11 protein-coding genes are annotated in these 15,860 nt (G+C 73.3%); 2 read left to right on the forward strand and 9 right to left on the reverse strand.

Going from position 1 to position 15,860, the window contains the following annotated elements:
• Positions 1-42 precede the first annotated feature (42 nt).
• Positions 43-5,301, forward strand: coding sequence for a DUF3320 domain-containing protein (locus AB0G10_RS27990; protein ID WP_360927834.1), 5,259 nt, complete (start codon positions 43-45; stop codon positions 5,299-5,301).
• Here the strand turns inward: AB0G10_RS27990 and AB0G10_RS27995 are convergent.
• The 6 genes from AB0G10_RS27995 to AB0G10_RS28020 all read right to left on the reverse strand — a co-directional run bounded on the left by AB0G10_RS27995 (position 5,291) and on the right by AB0G10_RS28020 (position 11,982).
• Positions 5,291-5,809, reverse strand: a complete 519-nt coding sequence (locus AB0G10_RS27995; RefSeq protein WP_360927837.1) for a DUF6879 family protein — start codon at positions 5,807-5,809, stop codon at positions 5,291-5,293. The genes AB0G10_RS27990 and AB0G10_RS27995 overlap by 11 nt on opposite strands.
• Before the next feature lie 75 nt (positions 5,810-5,884).
• A complete protein-coding gene (locus AB0G10_RS28000) occupies positions 5,885-6,691 on the reverse strand; it encodes an SDR family oxidoreductase (RefSeq protein WP_360927840.1) in 807 nt (268 codons plus the stop codon).
• 9 nt (positions 6,692-6,700) lie between these two features.
• On the reverse strand, positions 6,701-8,242 hold the full coding sequence (locus tag AB0G10_RS28005; protein WP_360927843.1) for an AMP-binding protein: 1,542 nt from the start codon (positions 8,240-8,242) through the stop codon (positions 6,701-6,703).
• An 80-nt stretch (positions 8,243-8,322) separates the two neighbouring features.
• A complete protein-coding gene (locus tag AB0G10_RS28010) occupies positions 8,323-9,534 on the reverse strand; it encodes an acyl-CoA dehydrogenase family protein (protein WP_360927846.1) in 1,212 nt (403 codons plus the stop codon).
• 251 nt (positions 9,535-9,785) lie between these two features.
• Positions 9,786-10,640 (reverse strand): MaoC/PaaZ C-terminal domain-containing protein, encoded by an 855-nt coding sequence (locus AB0G10_RS28015; RefSeq protein WP_360927849.1) that lies wholly within the window; start codon positions 10,638-10,640, stop codon positions 9,786-9,788.
• Position 10,641: 1 nt separating this feature from the next.
• Positions 10,642-11,982 carry a 3-oxoacyl-ACP reductase gene (locus AB0G10_RS28020; RefSeq protein WP_360927851.1) on the reverse strand — a complete coding sequence of 447 codons (1,341 nt, stop codon included), beginning with the start codon at positions 11,980-11,982 and terminating at the stop codon, positions 10,642-10,644.
• A 52-nt stretch (positions 11,983-12,034) separates the two neighbouring features.
• Here AB0G10_RS28020 and AB0G10_RS28025 point away from each other — a divergent pair, with 52 nt between their 5' ends.
• Positions 12,035-13,312: an acetyl-CoA C-acetyltransferase gene (locus tag AB0G10_RS28025; RefSeq protein WP_360927967.1), complete on the forward strand. Its 1,278-nt coding sequence runs from the start codon at positions 12,035-12,037 to the stop codon at positions 13,310-13,312.
• A 456-nt stretch (positions 13,313-13,768) separates the two neighbouring features.
• On the opposite strand, the gene AB0G10_RS28030 is transcribed toward AB0G10_RS28025, so the two are convergent.
• The 3 genes from AB0G10_RS28030 to dhaM all read right to left on the reverse strand — a co-directional run bounded on the left by AB0G10_RS28030 (position 13,769) and on the right by dhaM (position 15,857).
• The gene (locus AB0G10_RS28030; RefSeq protein ID WP_360927853.1) at positions 13,769-15,109 is read right to left on the reverse strand and encodes an endo-1,4-beta-xylanase; all 1,341 of its coding nucleotides are present in this window, start codon (positions 15,107-15,109) and stop codon (positions 13,769-13,771) included.
• Positions 15,110-15,226: 117 nt separating this feature from the next.
• Positions 15,227-15,487, reverse strand: a complete 261-nt coding sequence (locus AB0G10_RS28035) for an HPr family phosphocarrier protein (protein ID WP_360927856.1) — start codon at positions 15,485-15,487, stop codon at positions 15,227-15,229.
• Positions 15,471-15,857 (reverse strand): dihydroxyacetone kinase phosphoryl donor subunit DhaM, encoded by a 387-nt coding sequence (gene dhaM, locus AB0G10_RS28040; RefSeq protein WP_360927859.1) that lies wholly within the window; start codon positions 15,855-15,857, stop codon positions 15,471-15,473. Before dhaM ends, AB0G10_RS28035 begins: the two co-directional genes overlap by 17 nt.
• Between the last annotated feature and the right edge of the window lie 3 nt (positions 15,858-15,860).

Genomic DNA, 15,860 nt, shown 5'->3' on the forward strand with positions numbered 1-15,860 from the left:
GATTCGCCAGCATTCATCCGGTCGCCTTGCTGGAATGGGCACATGCGGCCGGATGATGCTGAAGGACACACCGGCCCGGGCGACGACGTCCGGGCCGCCCTCGCGGCCTGGCGCGACGGGATCGCCGACCCCGGAGCCGCCAACCGCCTCATCAACCTGCCGCGCGGCGGCGCCGACCTCGTGGAGATCGTCGCCCCGAATCCGGCCGAGATCCTCGACGCCCTGCGCGCCGGCCGGGACTGCGTCTTCGGGCCGGGCCCCGGCGACCTGCGCGCCGGCCTGCGGGACGAGGTGCTGCATCCGCTGCTGCGCCGGCTCCGCCGGCACAGCCTCCAGGAGCAGGCCGACCGCGGGGTCGAGGTCCTGCATCTCGCCGCCGGCCTGCTGCATTGGCAGGACGGCGACGGTACGGGGTACGCCAGCCCGATCCTGCTCACCCCGGTCGAGCTGGTGGCGCTCGGCCCGGAGGACGTGCCCCGGCTACGGGCCGGCAGCGGCGACCCGATCCTCAACCCGGCCCTGATCGACCGCCTGCGCCGGCTCGGCGTGGAGGTCACGGACGCCGCGGACGTGGACGGGGCGATCGCCGGCCGGCCCGGCTGGCGCACCGACGGCACGGTCGTGCTGGCCCGCTTCGACGTGGCCGCCGAGGAGATCCGGCACGATCTGGCCGCGAACGAGCAGCGGATCGCCGGCCACCCGGTGGTCCGGGCCCTCGCCGCGGCCGAGGGCACCGCGGGCGCGTTCGCCTTCACCCCGATCACGCCGGCCGCGATCGACGAGCTGGCGCCGCCCGAGGACACGCCGCTGGTGCTGGACGCCGACGCCGGCCAGCGGGCCTGCGTCGCCGCGGCGCTCGACGGCCGCAGCTTCGTGATCGACGGCCCGCCCGGCACCGGCAAGTCGCAGACCGTCGCCAACATGATCGGCGCCCTCGCGCAGGCCGGGAAGCGGGTGCTGTTCGTCTCGGAGAAGGCCGCCGCGCTCGACGCCGTGCAGCACCGGCTCTCCGCGGCCGGCCTCGGCAACCACCTGCTCGGCCTGCACGGCGCCAAGGCGTCCCGGGGGCAGGTGGCCGCCGCGCTCGCGGCCGCCCTGGACGCGGCGCCCAGCACCGCGATGCCCGGCATGTCCGCCGAGGACCGCGACCGGCTGCGCGAGTGCCGGGCCCGGCTCAACGCGTACGCCGAGGCCGTCAACGAGGTCCGCGATCCGCTGGGCCGCAGCCTGCACGACGTGGTCGGCACGCTGTCCCGGCTCAGCGACGCCGCCCTGCCGGACGCGCCGACCGCCGGTATCCAGGCCGCCGCGCTCACCGAGCAGGCCCTCGACCGGATCCGCGGGGCGGCCGAGCGGCTGGAGGGCGCCTGGCGGCCCGCGAACGAGCGCAGCGGCTTCCGCTGGCGCGAGGTGATCGAGCGCGCGCCGCTGGACGAGGTGCTCCAGCTCGCCCAGATGGCCCTCGACGACCTGGCCGGCGCCTCCTCCCCGAACGCCGCCATCGCCACGGCGTTCCACCTGCGGCTGCCCTCGGACGCCCCGGCGCTGGCCGAGGCCGCCGAGCACGCCGCCCGCCGCCCGCGCGGCGTCGAGGACGGGTGGCTCACCGCCGTGGCGCTGCGGCCGGTCCGGCAGGCCGCCGAGGACCTGGAACGGCTGCTCGACGAGGTGAACCGGGCGGTCGAGCAGGCCGAGGCGCGGACCGGCGTGAGCTGGGAGACCCTGGCCGCGCCGCTGGACGCCGCCGGCATCCCGGAGCCGCCGCGGCTCACCCCGCCCGCGGTCCGGCTCGAGCCGCTCACCGCCGCCGAGGCGAAGGCGCTGGCCGGCCGGTTCGCCGCGGACGCCGACGAGCTGGAGCACCAGCAGCAGCGGCTGGACCGGGTCACCACCCGGCTCCGGCTGCCCGACGTCGTCATGTTCACCGACGTCGAGCTGGTCACCCTCATCGCCGACCTGGGCGGCCGGCCGGACAAGCCGCTCGCCTCCTGGTTCGCACCGGGCGCGCAGAGCGCGGTGCACGGCGCCGCGGCCCAGCTGCGCCGGCACGTCGAGGCGGTGGCCGCGGCGCGCGACGAGGCCACCCCGTTCTTCACCGACGCGGTGCTGCACGAGCCGGTCGAGGAGCTGGCCGAGCGGTTCGCCACGGTGCACCGCGGCGCCCGCAAGCTGCTCGCCCCGCACCGGCGGGACAAGGAGGCGGTGGCCGGCTTCACCCGCCCCGAGGTCGGCATCGACGACGCGGTGGCGCACCTCGACCTCGCGGTCGCCTGGCGCCGCGCGCACGAGGGCCTGGTCGCGGCGGAACGGCAGCACGCCGGTCAGCTGGGCCGGTACTGGAAGCGGCTGGACACCGACTTCCGCGCGGTCGGCCGGGCCCTGGAGACCGCGGCCGAGGTGCTGCGGGTCGCGCCCACCGAGGCGCTGCCCGCCGTGATCGGGTACGTCACCTCGGAGGCCGGCCACGACGAGGAGCTGCTGCAGGCGGTCACCGAGGCCCGCGACGTGTTCCGGCACTGGCGGGCGACGCTGCAGCCCGAGCCGGAGCCGGCGGCCCGCCCCGAGCTCGGCCAGGGCAGCGTGCAGGCCGGCATCGCCTGGCTGCGCGCCCAGATCGGCCCGCTGCGGGCCACCGCCGCGCTGCTCGACCAGCTCGGCCGGCAGGTCGGGCGGGATCTCAACGTCGCCGAGGCCGGCACGGTCCTCCAGGCGCGGCAGGCGGTGCTCGACGCCGAGGACGCCCTGAACACCGCGGCCGGCGGGTACCGCCAGGTGCTCGGCGACGCCTACCAGGGCCGGCGGACCGACCTGCGGGCCCTCGGCCTCGCCATCGACTGGGCGGCGCGGGCCCGGACCCTGCGGACGGGCGCCGACGCGGCCCTCAACGCCGAGCAGGCCGCCGCGCTCGGTGGCGGGGGCGCCCGGCCGGCCGATCTGGTGCCGCTGATCCAGGCCTGGCAGGAGGCCCGGCAGCGGATCCTGGACGCGTTCGGCCCGGCCCGGCAGGTCCGCCTCGCCACCGCCCTCGACCGCTACGAGACCGCCCGGGACCTGCTGCGCGACCTGCGCGACGACGCGACCGGCCAGCGCGAGTGGTTCGAGTACCTGGCCGCCCGGGAGGTGCTGGCCGAGTACGGCCTGGACGCCGTCGCCGACTTCTGCGCCGACCACGCCGTGGACGTGCGGCGGGTGCCGGACGTGATCGAGCGGGCCGCGTACCGGGCCTGGGCCGAGGACGTGATCGGCGCGGACGAGCGGCTCGAACCGCTCGCGGCGGCCGATCGGAACGAGCTCGTCGACGAGTTCCGCCGGCTCGACGCCGCCCTGCTCCAGGACGCCGCGAGCGCGATCACCGCGGCCGCGAACGACCGGCGCCCGCGGAAGCAGAAGAAGATCCCGCCGCCGATCGCGCTGATCCGCGCCGAAGGTCGCAAGCAGAGCGGCCACCTGCCGGTGCGCCGGCTGCTCACCGACACCTGGGAGGTCGCGGCGGCGCTCAAGCCGTGCTTCCTCGCGCCGCCCGCCGCGGCCGCCCGGTTCCTGCCGGACGACGCCCGCTTCGACGTGGTGATCATCGACGAGGCGTCCCGGATGACGCCGGCCGCCGCGGTCTCCTGCGCCTCGCGCGGCGCCGCGCTGATCGTCGTGGGGGACGACTGCCAGCTGCCGCCGCCCGGCGACCAGCCGTCCGTGCTGGTGGTGGCGAACGACTGCGGCGCGTTCACCCGGATCGGCCTGACCCGGCACTACCGCAGCCGGCACGAGGCGCTCATCGACTTCGCGAACCGGCAGTTCTACCGGGGGCGGCTGGTCACGTTCCCGGGCGCGCTGCCGTCCGGCCCGGACATCGGCGTCGAGCTCTTCGCGGTGGCGCACGGCGGCGGCGAGGCGGACTTCGTGGCCGAGCGGGTCGTCCACCACTTCAACCACCGGCCCGGCCTCTCGCTCGGCGTCGTGACGCTCACGGCGGCCCAGGCCGACGCGATCGCGGACACCGTGGAGGCGACCCTGGCCGGCGACCCCGACCTCGAGCGCTTCCTCGGCGACCTGTTCGTGAAGGACGCCGAGACCGCGCAGGGCGACGAGCGCGACGTGATCATCCTGTCCACCGGCGCCTCGCTGGACGCCGCCGGAGGACCGACCGGGGCGCGCCGGCTCAACGTCGCGATCACCCGGGCGCGGCAGCGGATCGAGGTGGTCAGCGCCATCCCGTCGCGCGCCGAACCGGCCGGCGAGGGGGAGCGCAGGCTCTCCTCGTACCTCGAAATCGCGGCCTCGGGCGGCGAGCAGGCCTCCTCCGGTGCGGGGACCTCCCTCGAGGACTCCGTCCTCGAGACCGTGCTGGGCTGGGGTTATGCGGCGACGGGCGGGGTCGGCGCGGGTCCGGGCCGCGTCGCCGTCGGGGTACGCGCGAACGACGCCGACGAGACCGGGTACGCCCTCGGGGTGCTCTGTGACGGCCCGGGTCACGCCTCGCCGGTGGCCCGCGACCGGGACCGCCTGCACGACCAGGTCCTGCACTCGCACGGCTGGAGCCTGCACCGGATCTGGAGCGTCGCGTGGTACCGGAACCGCGCCGAGGAGGAGGCCCGGCTGCGGGTCGCCATCGAGAACGCGCTCGCCGTCCCGGACGTCTTCGCCGAACCGGACGAGGAACAGCTCGCCGTCCGCCCGGCGCCGAGGCCGGAGTGGGCGCTGCCCTACGAGCGCGCCGCGGTCGGCCCGCTGCCGGCCAGCGCCCGCGCCGACGACGCCGTCGCGACCGCGCTGCTGATCCGGGCGGTCGAGAGGATCGCCGAGGTGGAGGGGCCGGTGCACCTCGCGGTCCTGACCCGGCGGATCCGCGAGGCGTGGGGGATCAGCCGGCTCACCCAGGGCGTGAAGACCGCGATCGAGACGGCGATCCGCTCGTCCGGCGCCGGCTTCGACGGCACGTTCGTCACCGCGCCGGACGCGCCGATCCCGACCGTGCGCGTGCCCGCCGACGGCGTGAACCGCAAACCCGAGCAGGTGGCCGAGCCGGAACTCCAGCTCGCCCTGGAGTACCTGGTGCTCGACGCCGGGCTGGTCGAGGGGGACGACCTGCTGGCCGCGGCCGGCCGGCTCTTCGGCTGGAGCGGCAACCGGGCCGGCGCGTCCCGCCTCGCCGCGATGCTCGACGACCTGGTCTCGGCCGGCCGGCTCATCGCCCACCGCAGCGGCCTGATCGCCGCGCCCGAGGAGGACCTGCTCGACCTGCCCGACCCGGCCACGCTGCCGCACCGCTCCGACGCGAAGCGCCGGCAGGACGTCAGCGCGTGAGGTAGTCGGCGTGCGGCACGCCCTTCGGCCACAGCGCGTCGCGGACCCGGACGCAGTGCTCGACGATGGCCGGGTCCTCGGTCTCCGCGCCGGCGGTGAACGAGCCGTCCGGCGCGAAGAGGGTGAAGACCACCCGCCGGTCGTCGAAGAGCCAGAAGTCGTCGGCGGCGATCGGCAGCCCGTCCAGCTGGTCGCGGGGCAGCCAGCGGATCACCTCGCCGGCGTCCACGTTGAGGTGGGAGATCGCGAGCAGCCAGCGGGTGTACTCGGCGTGCGGCACGCTCACGACCCGCAGCCGCCGGACGCTGCGGCCGGACGCGGTGGTCTCCCGGACGAGCGTGAGCCAGGGCTGCTGCCAGGCGAAGTCGTCGGGCTCGCCGGCCCGGAACCGGCGGATCGGCTCGGCCTCCTCCGGCGTCTCGTAGACGTCGGCGACCTCCAGGTGGAACGCGGACCGCCGGAAACCGCGGAACGTCTCCTCGAACTGACCGTTCAAGAGCAACTGCATCCGTCCACGATGGTCACTCAGCGTGTCAGCGTCCACACCTCAGAGTCAAATCTGCAAGTTGCAGGAAAATGGTCCTCAGCCGTTGCGCCAGTCGTCGCTCTCCAGGTGGGAACCGGCCTGCGGGCCCATCAGCAGCATCCCGCCGTCCACCACCCAGGACGCGCCGGTCACGTACCCGGCCTCTGGGGACGCGAGCATCGCCACGACGGCGGCCACCTCGTTCGCGTCGCCCGGCCGGCCCAGCGGCACCCCGGGACGGCTCACCGTGTACGGGTCGACGTCCTCGTTCCCGGTCATCGGCGTCGCGATCTCGCCGGGCGCCACCGCGTTCACGGTGATCCCGTCGGCGGCGAGCTCCTGCGCCATCACCTTGGTGAGCAGCCCGAGGCCGCCCTTCGCCGCGCAGTAGGCGCCCGAGCCGACCCGGGGCGCGTGCTCGTGGACGCTGGTGATGTTGACGATCCGGCCGCCCCGGCCCGCGCCGCGCATCCGCCGGGCCGCCCGCTGGGCGCAGAGGAACGGGCCGTCCAGGTCGACCGCGAGCACCTCGCGCCACTGGTCGTACCCGGTCTCCACGACCGGCGTGCTGATCCCGGTGCCGGCGCAGTTGATCAGCACGCCCAGGCCGCCGAGCGCCTCGGCGAGCTCGTCGATCACGTCGGCCGCGCCGGGCAGGGCGGACAGATCCAGCCGGCGGATCTCGGCCCGGCGGCCGGCCTTCTCCACCTCGGCGGCCGTGCCCCGGGCGCCCTCGTCGTCGGAGCGGTAGGTCACGCCGACGTCGAAGCCGGCCCGGGCCAGGGCCACCGCGGTCGCGCGGCCGATCCCGGAGTCCGAGCCGGTGACGACGGCGACCCGGTCATAGTCGTTTCGTTGCGCCATGCCTGGCGGTTACCCCGGCTCCCCGGCGCCTAACTCGCGCTTGAGGATCTTGCCGGTGGCGTTGCGGGGCAGGCTCTCCAGGAAGACGACGTCGCGCGGGACACAGAAGCGGGCCCGGTGCCGCCGGACGTGCTCGCGGACCGCCTCGGGGTCGAGCGTCGCGCCGTCGCGCAGCACCAGATAGGCGGCGAGACGCTGGCCGTACTCGTCGTCCGGCACGCCGATCACCGCCGCCTCGCGCACCTGCGGCAGGTCGCTCAGCAGGCCCTCCACCTCGCCCGGATAGACGTTCTCGCCACCCGAGACGATCATGTCGTCCTCGCGGCCGTCGACGAAGACGCGGCCGTGCTCGTCGACGTGCCCGAGATCGCCGGTGCTTAGCAGGCCGTTCCGCTTCCCGCTGTCGGCGGCGTTCGTGTATCCCTCGAAGATCATCTCGTTGGTCACGAAGAGCCGGCCCACGGTCCCGGCGGGCACCTCCACGTCGTCGTCGCCGAGCACCTTCACCGTCGTCCCGAACGGCGGCCGCCCGGCCGTGTCCGGCGCGGCGCGCAGGTCCGCCGGGGTGGCGATGGAGACCCAGGAGGCCTCGGTCGAGCCGTACAGGTTGTAGAGGCCGTCGCCGTACCGGTCCATGAACCGCGTCGCGAGCCCGCCCGGGAGGGCGGAGCCGCTGACCGCGGCCACCCGGAGACCTTCGACTTCCTCTTCCGCTTCGAGGTCCATCAGCTGCTGCAACATCACGGGTACGGCGATGAGCGCGTCCACCTCGCCCCGCGCGATGTGGCCGTGCACCCCGGCGGCGTCGAAGCGGCGGTGCAGCAGGATCGTCGCCCGCAGGGCCAGGGCGATCTGCAGGCCGGCGAAGCCCCAGGTGTGGAAGAGCGGCGCCGAGATGAGGATGCGGTCACCGGCGCGCAGCGGGATCCGGTCGATCACCGAGCAGAGCGGGCGGAAGCCGCCGGGGGTGGGGCGGCGCGCTCCCTTCGGGGTGCCGGTGGTGCCGCTCGTCAGCACGATGGTGCGGCCCGGGCGCTCCGGCGGTTCCAGCCCGCCCCCGACCGTCGTCTCGATCGCCTCGGCCGGGTGCTTCGCGATGTCGACGGGGGCGAGCTGCGGCGCGAACTCGTCGTCGTGGATCACTGCGGTGAGGTCCTGGTCGGCGGCCACGTCCCTCAGCTGGTGCGCGGACAGACCGGTATTGATCAGAACCGGGTCGGCGCCCAGCGTCGTGATGCCGATCAACGACTCGATCATCCGGGCCGAATTGCGCATGAGCAGCCCGACGCGGTCCCCCGGCTTCACGCCGGTGGACGCGAGGGTCGTGGCCAGCCGTTCGGTGCCACGGAGCAGGTCGGCGTACGAAACAGGGCCCTTGTCATCGATCACCGCAACCCTGCCGGGGCTGCGCGCTGCGGCCTGCCGCAGCTCGCCCGCGAGGCCGAACCCCCACGTGCCGAGCGCGCCGAACTGCCGCACGATCCGGCCCGGATGTCCGGGAGTGAGCAGGCCGCGCCGGGCCATGGTCCGCACGATGAAGGCGATGTCCACTCCTCTTCCTTCCTCGATCTTGTTGATTCGGCCCGGACCGTCCCTGGGCGAATCGACAAGATCGGGTGGGTGGCGGGGAATCAGCGGATCTGGACTCCGGATATGGCTCGGGCGATCACCAGGCGCTGGATCTCCGACGTGCCCTCGAAGATCGTGTAGATCTTGGCGTCCCGGTACATCCGCTCCACCGGGTGATCGCGCAGGTAGCCGGCGCCGCCGAGGATCTGCAAGGCCTTCTCGGTGACGGCGACCGCCACCTCGCCCGCCTTCAGCTTCGACATCGAGCCCTCGCCGGCGGTGAACGGGCGTTCGGCGCGGCCCATCCAGGCGGCCCGCCAGACCAGCAGGCGGGCGGCGTCGATCTCGGTGCGCATGTCGGCCAGCGCGAACGCCACCGCCTGGTTCTCGATGATCGGGCGGCCGAACTGGATCCTTGTCTTGGCGTACTCGAGGGCGTATTCATAGGCGGCCCGCGCGATGCCGAGCGCCTGCGCGCCGACCGCCGGGCGGGAGAGCTCGAAGGTGCGCATGGCGGCCTGCCCCGACCGGCGCTGCCCCTCCCGCGCCCGGGCCAGCCTGCGGTCCAGCGCCTCCTTGCCGCCGAGCAGGCAGCTGCCCGGGATGCGGACGTCGTCGAGGAAGACGTCGGCGGTGTGCGAGGCGCGCAGACCCAGCTTCTTCAGCTTCCGGGTGGCGGCGAGGCCCGGCGTTCCCGGCGGCACCACGAACGCGGCCTGCCCGCGCGAGCCGAGGCCCGGGTCCACACTGGCCGTCACGACGTGCACGTCGGCGATGCCGCCGTTCGTGGCGTACGCCTTCTGCCCGTTGAGCACCCACTCGTCGGTCGCCTCGTGGTAGACCGCCCGGGTCCGCATCGACGCCACGTCGGAGCCGGCCTCCGGTTCGGTGCTGCAGAACGCCGCCACCTTCGGGTCGTCGGTGTCGCCGAAGCACTGCGGCACCCACTCGACCAGCTGCTCCGGCGTCCCCGACCCGTAGATCGCGGCCACCGCCAGCGACGTGCCGGAGATCGCCATGCCGATCCCGCCGTCACCCCAGAACAGTTCCTCGTTCGCGACCGGCAGGCTCAGCCCCGACGTGTCCGACCAGGTGTTCACGAGGAACTCGAAGCCGTACAGCCCGATCTTCGCGGCCTCCTGAAGGACGGGCCACGGCGTCTCCTCGCGCTCGTCCCACTCGGCGGCGGCGGGCCGGATCACCGACGCGGCGAAGCCGTGCACCCAATCGCGCAGCTCCCGCTGCTCTTCGTTGAGGTCGAGCCAGAACTCCACGTCGGACCAGCCTTTCCGCACGCTGCTTAACTCGCCGGTAACTTTAGGAGCGCACACCGTCCCTGACAACACTCATCGATCAATCCCTCCCCGGGTCTCCCCGCCTTCCCGACCCCCTGCCGGCGCCTTCCCGACCCCCTACCGACCCCCTCCCGGCACCTTCCCGATCCCCTCCCGATCTTGATGATCTGTGCAGGAACGGGGCGCCCGGGATCAACAAGATCGGGCGCGGGGGGCGCTGCCGGGGGCGGTCAGGCGGCTATTGAACCGACGAGGTGGGGGCGCTGGGAGCGGAGGGAGAACTGCCGGCCTTCGGGGGTGGCGCTCGCGGTGAAGGTGGGCTTCGCCGGCAGGAGGAGGGGCTGCTTGAAGGTGACCTCGACCGTGTAGGCGTCGGGCAGGCGGCCCTCCAGGGATGCGAGGGCGCGGGCCTTCGTCCACATGCCGTGGGCTATCGGGCGGGGGAAGCCGAACAGCCTGGCGCCGAGCTTGGAGGTGTGGATCGGGTTGCGGTCGCCGGACACCGCGGCGTAATCGCTTCCCACCCGAGCGGGGACCCGCCACAGCGCGCCCGACATTTCCGAAATGTCGCCCGGCTCGGCCTGCGCCGAAGCCGAAGACGGAGACGCGGCCGATCTCGTGATGCGCAGATACGTCGAGGAACTGCGCCACACCTCGGAACCATCCACCGACGCGGTCGTCACGAGGTCGAACCGGCGGCCCCTCGCGTGATCCCGCAGATCCGTGGCCCGCACGGAGAGGTCGAGACGTTCCGAGGCGTCGATCGGGCGGAGCACGGTGATGCGGTTGGTGATGTGGACCAGCCCGATCAGCGGGAGTGGGAAGTCCGGTGCCGTCATCAGGCGCATGGCGAGGGGGAAGGCGAGGACGTGCGGATAGGTCGCCGGCAGCACGTCGGTGAGGCGGAAACCGCAGACCCGGTCGTAGGCGGCGAGGTGTGAGCGGTCGACGGCCACGCCGCGGTGCACCATCTCGACCTCGGGGAGGGTGCCGGCGCGGCGGGTTCCGGGCAGCATGCCGAGGGCGGCACGCGCGTAGGAGGCCGTGGTTCCCGGGCCGGCGCTGAGTTCGACGACGGCCACCATGTCAGGCCCCCAGCAGGCTCTGGCCGCAGACCCGGACGACGTTGCCGGTGATCGGCTGGGAGCCGGGCGAGGCGAGCCATGCGATGGTCTCGGCCACGTCGGCCGGTAGGCCGCCCTGCGACATGCTGTTCAGCCGGCGGCCGGCCTCGCGCAGGCCGATCGGCATCTTCGCGGTCATCGCGGTCTCGATGAAGCCGGGCGCCACCGCGTTGATCGTGATGCCGCGGGGCTCGAGTTCCGGCGCCATCGACTGGACCATGCCGATCACGCCGGCCTTGCTCGTGGCGTAGTTGGTCTGCCCCCGGTTCCCGGCGATGCCGGCGATCGAGGCGACCCCGATGATCCGGCCGCCGGATTTCACGAGATCGCGCGACAGGAGTTCGGCGTTCACCCTCTCCGGCGCCGTGAGATTGACCCCGATCACCGAGTCCCAGCGGTCCGCGGACATCTTCGCGATCGTCTTGTCCCGGGTGATGCCGGCGTTGTGCACGACGATGTCGACGCCCGCGTGCGGACCGGCCGCGAGATAGCCGGCCAGCCGGGAGGGCGCGTCCCCGGCCGTGAGGTCCAGCTGCAGGGCGCGGCCGGAACAGGAGTTCGCCACGCCGGCAAGGGCGTCGCCGGCGGCCGGCACGTCCAGCGCGATCACGTCGGCGCCGTCCCGGGCCAGGGTGCGGGCGATGGCCGCGCCGATGCCCCGGGCCGCGCCGGTGACCAGGGCGAGCTTGCCGTCGAGGGGGCGTTCCCAGTCGGCGACCGGGACCGGAGTGCCCGCCCCGATCCGGATGACCTGGCCGGAGACGTACGCCGAACGGCCACTGAGCAGGAACCGCAGCGTCGATTCGAGGCCGGTCTCACCGCCCGGAGCGACGTACACGAGCTGGCTCGTCACGCCCCGGCCGAACTCCTTGCCGATACTGCGCGTCAGTCCTTCGAGGCTCCGCTGCGCGGTCGCCTCGCGCGGGCCGGGCGTCCGGTCCGGCTGGGTGCCCAGCACGATCACGCGGCCGGAGACCAGGAGAGAGCGAGCGTACGGGTGGAAGAAGTCGAACAGGGTCCGCAACTGCGAGGAGTCGCCGATCCCGGTCGCGTCGAAGATCAGGGCGCTGTACTTCGTACCCTCGCTGAAGGAAGGCGCAACCTCCACGCCTGCGTCTCCCAGCAGCTTGCGGATCGGCTCGGAAAGCCGGCCGCCCGGGGCGGCGCCCAGCAGAACCGGGGCGGTGACCAGCGGATCTCCGGCGCGGAAACGACGCAGCCGGGGCGGATCAGGCAGCCCGAGGCGCTTGACCACGGTCCGGCCGAGACCGGAGTTGGCGAAGTTCGCGTACCTGTCAGCCATGCGAGTAGCCTACCCGTGAGTAACAGAGTCGCTGTCGATGTGGAGGATAGTCGTGCCGGACATCAAGCGCGTGGCGGTGCTCGGCGGGAACCGGATCCCGTTCGCCCGGTCCAACAGCCGGTACGCGGAAGCCTCGAACCAGGACATGCTGACCGCCGCCGTGGACGGCCTGATCGCCCGGTTCGGCCTGGCCGGCGAGCAGCTCGGCGAGGTCGTCGCCGGCGCGGTGCTCAAGCACTCCCGGGACTTCAACCTGACCCGCGAGGTCGTGCTCGGCTCCCGGCTCGACCCGCGGACCCCGGCCTACGACATCCAGCAGGCCTGCGGCACCGGCCTGGAAGCCGCCATCCTGGTCGCCAACAAGATCGCGCTCGGTCAGATCGAGTCGGGCATCGCCGGCGGCGTCGACACCACGTCGGACGCGCCGCTGCAGGTCAACGAGGACATGCGCCGCGCGCTCCTGGAGATCAACCGGGCCCGCACGCTCGGCGCCCGGCTCAAGGCCGCCGCGAAACTCCGTCCGCAGCAGGCCCTCCAGCCGGTGCTGCCGCGCAACTCGGAGCCGCGCACCGGGCTGTCGATGGGCGAGCACGCCGCCATCACCGCGCTGCGCTGGCACGTGAGCCGGGAAGACCAGGACCGGCTCGCCCTGACGTCACATCAGCGCCTCGCCGCCGCGTACGATCGCGGTTTCTTCGATGATCTTCTGACGCCCTATCTGGGCCTGACGCGCGACCAGAACCTGCGCCCCGACACCACCATCGAGAAGCTCGCCTCGCTGAAGACGGTGTACGGCAAGGAGAACCCGACCATGACGGCCGGCAACTCGACGCCGCTCACCGACGGCGCCTCGGCGGTGCTGCTCGCCTCCGAGGAATGGGCGGCCGCGCACTCCCTGCCGGTGCTGGCCTACCTCGCCGACTCGGAGACCGCCGCGGTCGACTACGTACACGGCGACGAAGGCCTGCTCATGGCCCCGGCCTACGCGGTGCCGCGGATGCTCGCGCGCAACGGCCTCACCCTCCAGGACTTCGACTACTACGAGATCCACGAGGCGTTCGCATCGCAGGTCCTGAGCACACTGGCGGCCTGGGAGTCGCCGGAGTTCTGCAAGGAGAAGCTCGGTCTGGACGCCCCGCTCGGCTCGATCGACCGCGCGAGGCTGAACGTCAACGGGTCGTCGCTGGCGGCCGGCCATCCGTTCGCCGCGACGGGTGGCCGCATCGTGGCGACGCTGGCGAAACTGCTCGCGGAGAAGGGTTCGGGCCGGGGCCTGATCTCGATCTGCGCGGCGGGTGGCCAGGGCGTGGTCGCGATCTTGGAGCGCTGAGCTCCCGTTCGGCCGGCTCTCTCACGGCGCCGCGTGAGGTGGGGTCCGCGTGGGGTCGGGTTCGCGTGCCACGGCCCGGATCGCGCACGACGAGCCGGATCGTGCACCGACGGCCCGGATCGCGCGTCACGGCCTGGACCGGCCCTGCCGGCCGCGTTACGGCCTCGGCCGGCCCACAAGAGGAAGTGGCGCTACGGCCCGGTGTCGCACGCACCCCGCCTGGGAAGCCAAAGCCCGACCAGCCGAGAGCCGCAACCGACCCGCTGAGCCTGCCCTGCCGGCCGCCGAGCGCGGCCGACTGCCTAGCGTGCCCGACTGCTGAGCGTGCCCGACTGCTGAGCTTCGCCGAGCGCTGAGCCGACCCCCGCGCGATCTTGATGACTTCCACTGCACCGTTCCTGCGGGAATCACCAAGATCGCGCGACAGCGGGGGAGTGCCGGGAGGGAGAGCCGGCGTCAGCGAGCGGTGCAGGTGGGAGTGCCGGACGGCGCCGAACCGGTCCCCTGGAAGCCGAACTCGGTGCTGCCACCGGCCGCGACCCCGCCGTTGTAGCCGACGTTGGTGAACGTCGAGCCGCTGGCCGTAGCGTTCCAGGTGTTGGTGACCGCGGAGCCGGCGGGCAGGGTCACGCCCACCGTCCACCCGTTGAGGCGCGCCGCTCCGGCGGTCACCTTGACGGTCACCACGAAGCCGCCGGTCCACGCGTTCACCGAGGCGGTGGCGGTGCAGCCGGCAGGCGGGTTCGAGGTGGAGACGGACGGCGACGGTGACGGGGAGCTGGGTGACGGCGACGTCGTGGTGCCGCCCAGCTCGTTCAGGACCGCCGTGTACGCCGCCTTCGGGTTGCCGCTGCCGTCGAAGAGGAGCGGCGTCCCGCTGGCCCGCCACGAGTCGGTGTCCCGGATGCCCCACACCGTGATGCCGTTGCAGCGCGTCACGGCGAGGCAGGCGCGGACGGCGGACGCGTAGGTGGCGGCCTGGGTGGCGCCGGACCCTTCGATGTCCAGTTCGGTGATCTGGACGTCGACGCCGAGGTTCGCGAAACGCTGGAGGTTCGCCTGGTAGTCGGAGGGCAGCGGCGAGTTCGCGTTGAAGTGGGACTGGAAGCCCACGCAGTCGATCGGCACGCCGCGCGCCTTGAAGTCCTGGACCATGGCGTAGACGGCGTTGCTCTTCGCGTTCTGCCCGTCGGTGTTGTAGTCGTTGTAGCAGAGTTTCGCGCCCGGGTCGGCGGCCCGCGCGGTCCGGAACGCCACTTCGATCCAGTCGTTGCCGGTGCGCTGCAGGTTGGAGTCGCGGCGGGCGCCGGACGAGCCGTCGGCGAACGCCTCGTTCACCACGTCCCAGGAGTCGATCTTGCCGCGATAGTGGGTGGCGACCTGCGTGACGTGGTTGACCATGGCGGTGCGCAGCGCGGTGCCGCTCATGTTCTGCGCCCACGACGGCTGCTGCGAGTGCCAGGCCAGGGCATGCCCGCGGACCTTCTGCCCGTTGGCGATGGCCCGGTTCACGATGGTGTCGGCGCTGCTGAAGCTGAAGCTGCCCTGGGACGGCTCGGTGGCGTCCCACTTCATCTCGTTCTCCGGGGTGACCGAGGTGAACTCCCGGTTCAGGATTCCGGAGTAGACCGAGTCGGACAGCTTGTAGGCGGCCACGGCGGTGCCGAAGTACCGCCCCTTCTCGGCGGCGGCCGCGCCGAGCGTGGAGGCGGCGGCGTTCGCGGTGGGGGAGAGGGCGACGACGGCGGCGGCCGCGGTCACGGCGCCGGCCGTCGCGAGGATCAGGGAACGTCTCATGGGGACTCCAATGGGCTTCGGAGGATTGGGGATCGAAGCTCATCGAAACGCTACCGACATGTTCCGGAAACCTCAACCGGTTCAGTCCATGATCCTGCTGGTACTGAAGACCGAAACTTACGAAGCCGACCTCAGGGTTTCCGCGACGGCCTCGGCTGCGAGAGGAGCGTCCGGGCCGGAGGCGTGCACCGTCACCGTCGCGCCCGCGAGCGCGCCGAGCGACATCAGCCTGAGGGCGCTCTTCGCGTTCGCGGCGCGGCCCTCGTGCCGTACCTCGATGGCGGCCTGGAAGCGGGAAGCGGCCCGGACCACCTCCCCGGCCGGGCGGGCGTGCAACGCCGCCGGCAGAACGACCTCGACCTCAGAACTTGGCGACATCGCGGGCCTCCCGGGCGGCGTCGGCGACGGTCGCGAGATCGGCGCCGGTCGATGCGAGGACGGCCGCGGCCACGGCGCCCTCGACGAACGGAGCGTCCACGAGGGTCACTTCACGATCAAGATCTTCGAGCACGGTACGGGTGGTGAGCACCGCGCTGCCGAGGTCGGCGAGGACGACGACCCCGGCGCCGGAGTCGGCTCGCCGCACCGCCTCCTCGATGAGTTCGGCGCTGGTGCCGAGCGCCCCCTCGGCCGTCCCGCCGGCCGGTTCGACCCGTACCTCCCCGGTCGCGACCTGCCGCAGCAGATCGCGCACCCCCTCCGCCAGTTTGCCGCTGTGCGACACGAGAACGATCCCGACAAGCGCCATGCT

Source organism: Actinoplanes sp. NPDC023714 (genome assembly GCF_040639855.1).
Taxonomy (GTDB): Bacteria; Actinomycetota; Actinomycetes; order Mycobacteriales; family Micromonosporaceae; genus Actinoplanes.

Coding starts and splice junctions, on each gene's coding strand:
- AB0G10_RS27990 (WP_360927834.1), top strand. CDS start 43: ATGCGGCCGGATGATGCTGAAGGACACACCGGCCCGGGCGACGACGTC.
- AB0G10_RS27995 (WP_360927837.1), bottom strand. CDS start 5,809: ATGCAGTTGCTCTTGAACGGTCAGTTCGAGGAGACGTTCCGCGGTTTC.
- AB0G10_RS28015 (WP_360927849.1), bottom strand. CDS start 10,640: ATGGTGGCCGTCGTCGAACTCAGCGCCGGCCCGGGAACCACGGCCTCC.
- AB0G10_RS28000 (WP_360927840.1), bottom strand. CDS start 6,691: ATGGCGCAACGAAACGACTATGACCGGGTCGCCGTCGTCACCGGCTCG.
- AB0G10_RS28035 (WP_360927856.1), bottom strand. CDS start 15,487: ATGTCGCCAAGTTCTGAGGTCGAGGTCGTTCTGCCGGCGGCGTTGCAC.
- AB0G10_RS28030 (WP_360927853.1), bottom strand. CDS start 15,109: ATGAGACGTTCCCTGATCCTCGCGACGGCCGGCGCCGTGACCGCGGCC.
- AB0G10_RS28020 (WP_360927851.1), bottom strand. CDS start 11,982: ATGGCTGACAGGTACGCGAACTTCGCCAACTCCGGTCTCGGCCGGACC.
- dhaM (WP_360927859.1), bottom strand. CDS start 15,857: ATGGCGCTTGTCGGGATCGTTCTCGTGTCGCACAGCGGCAAACTGGCG.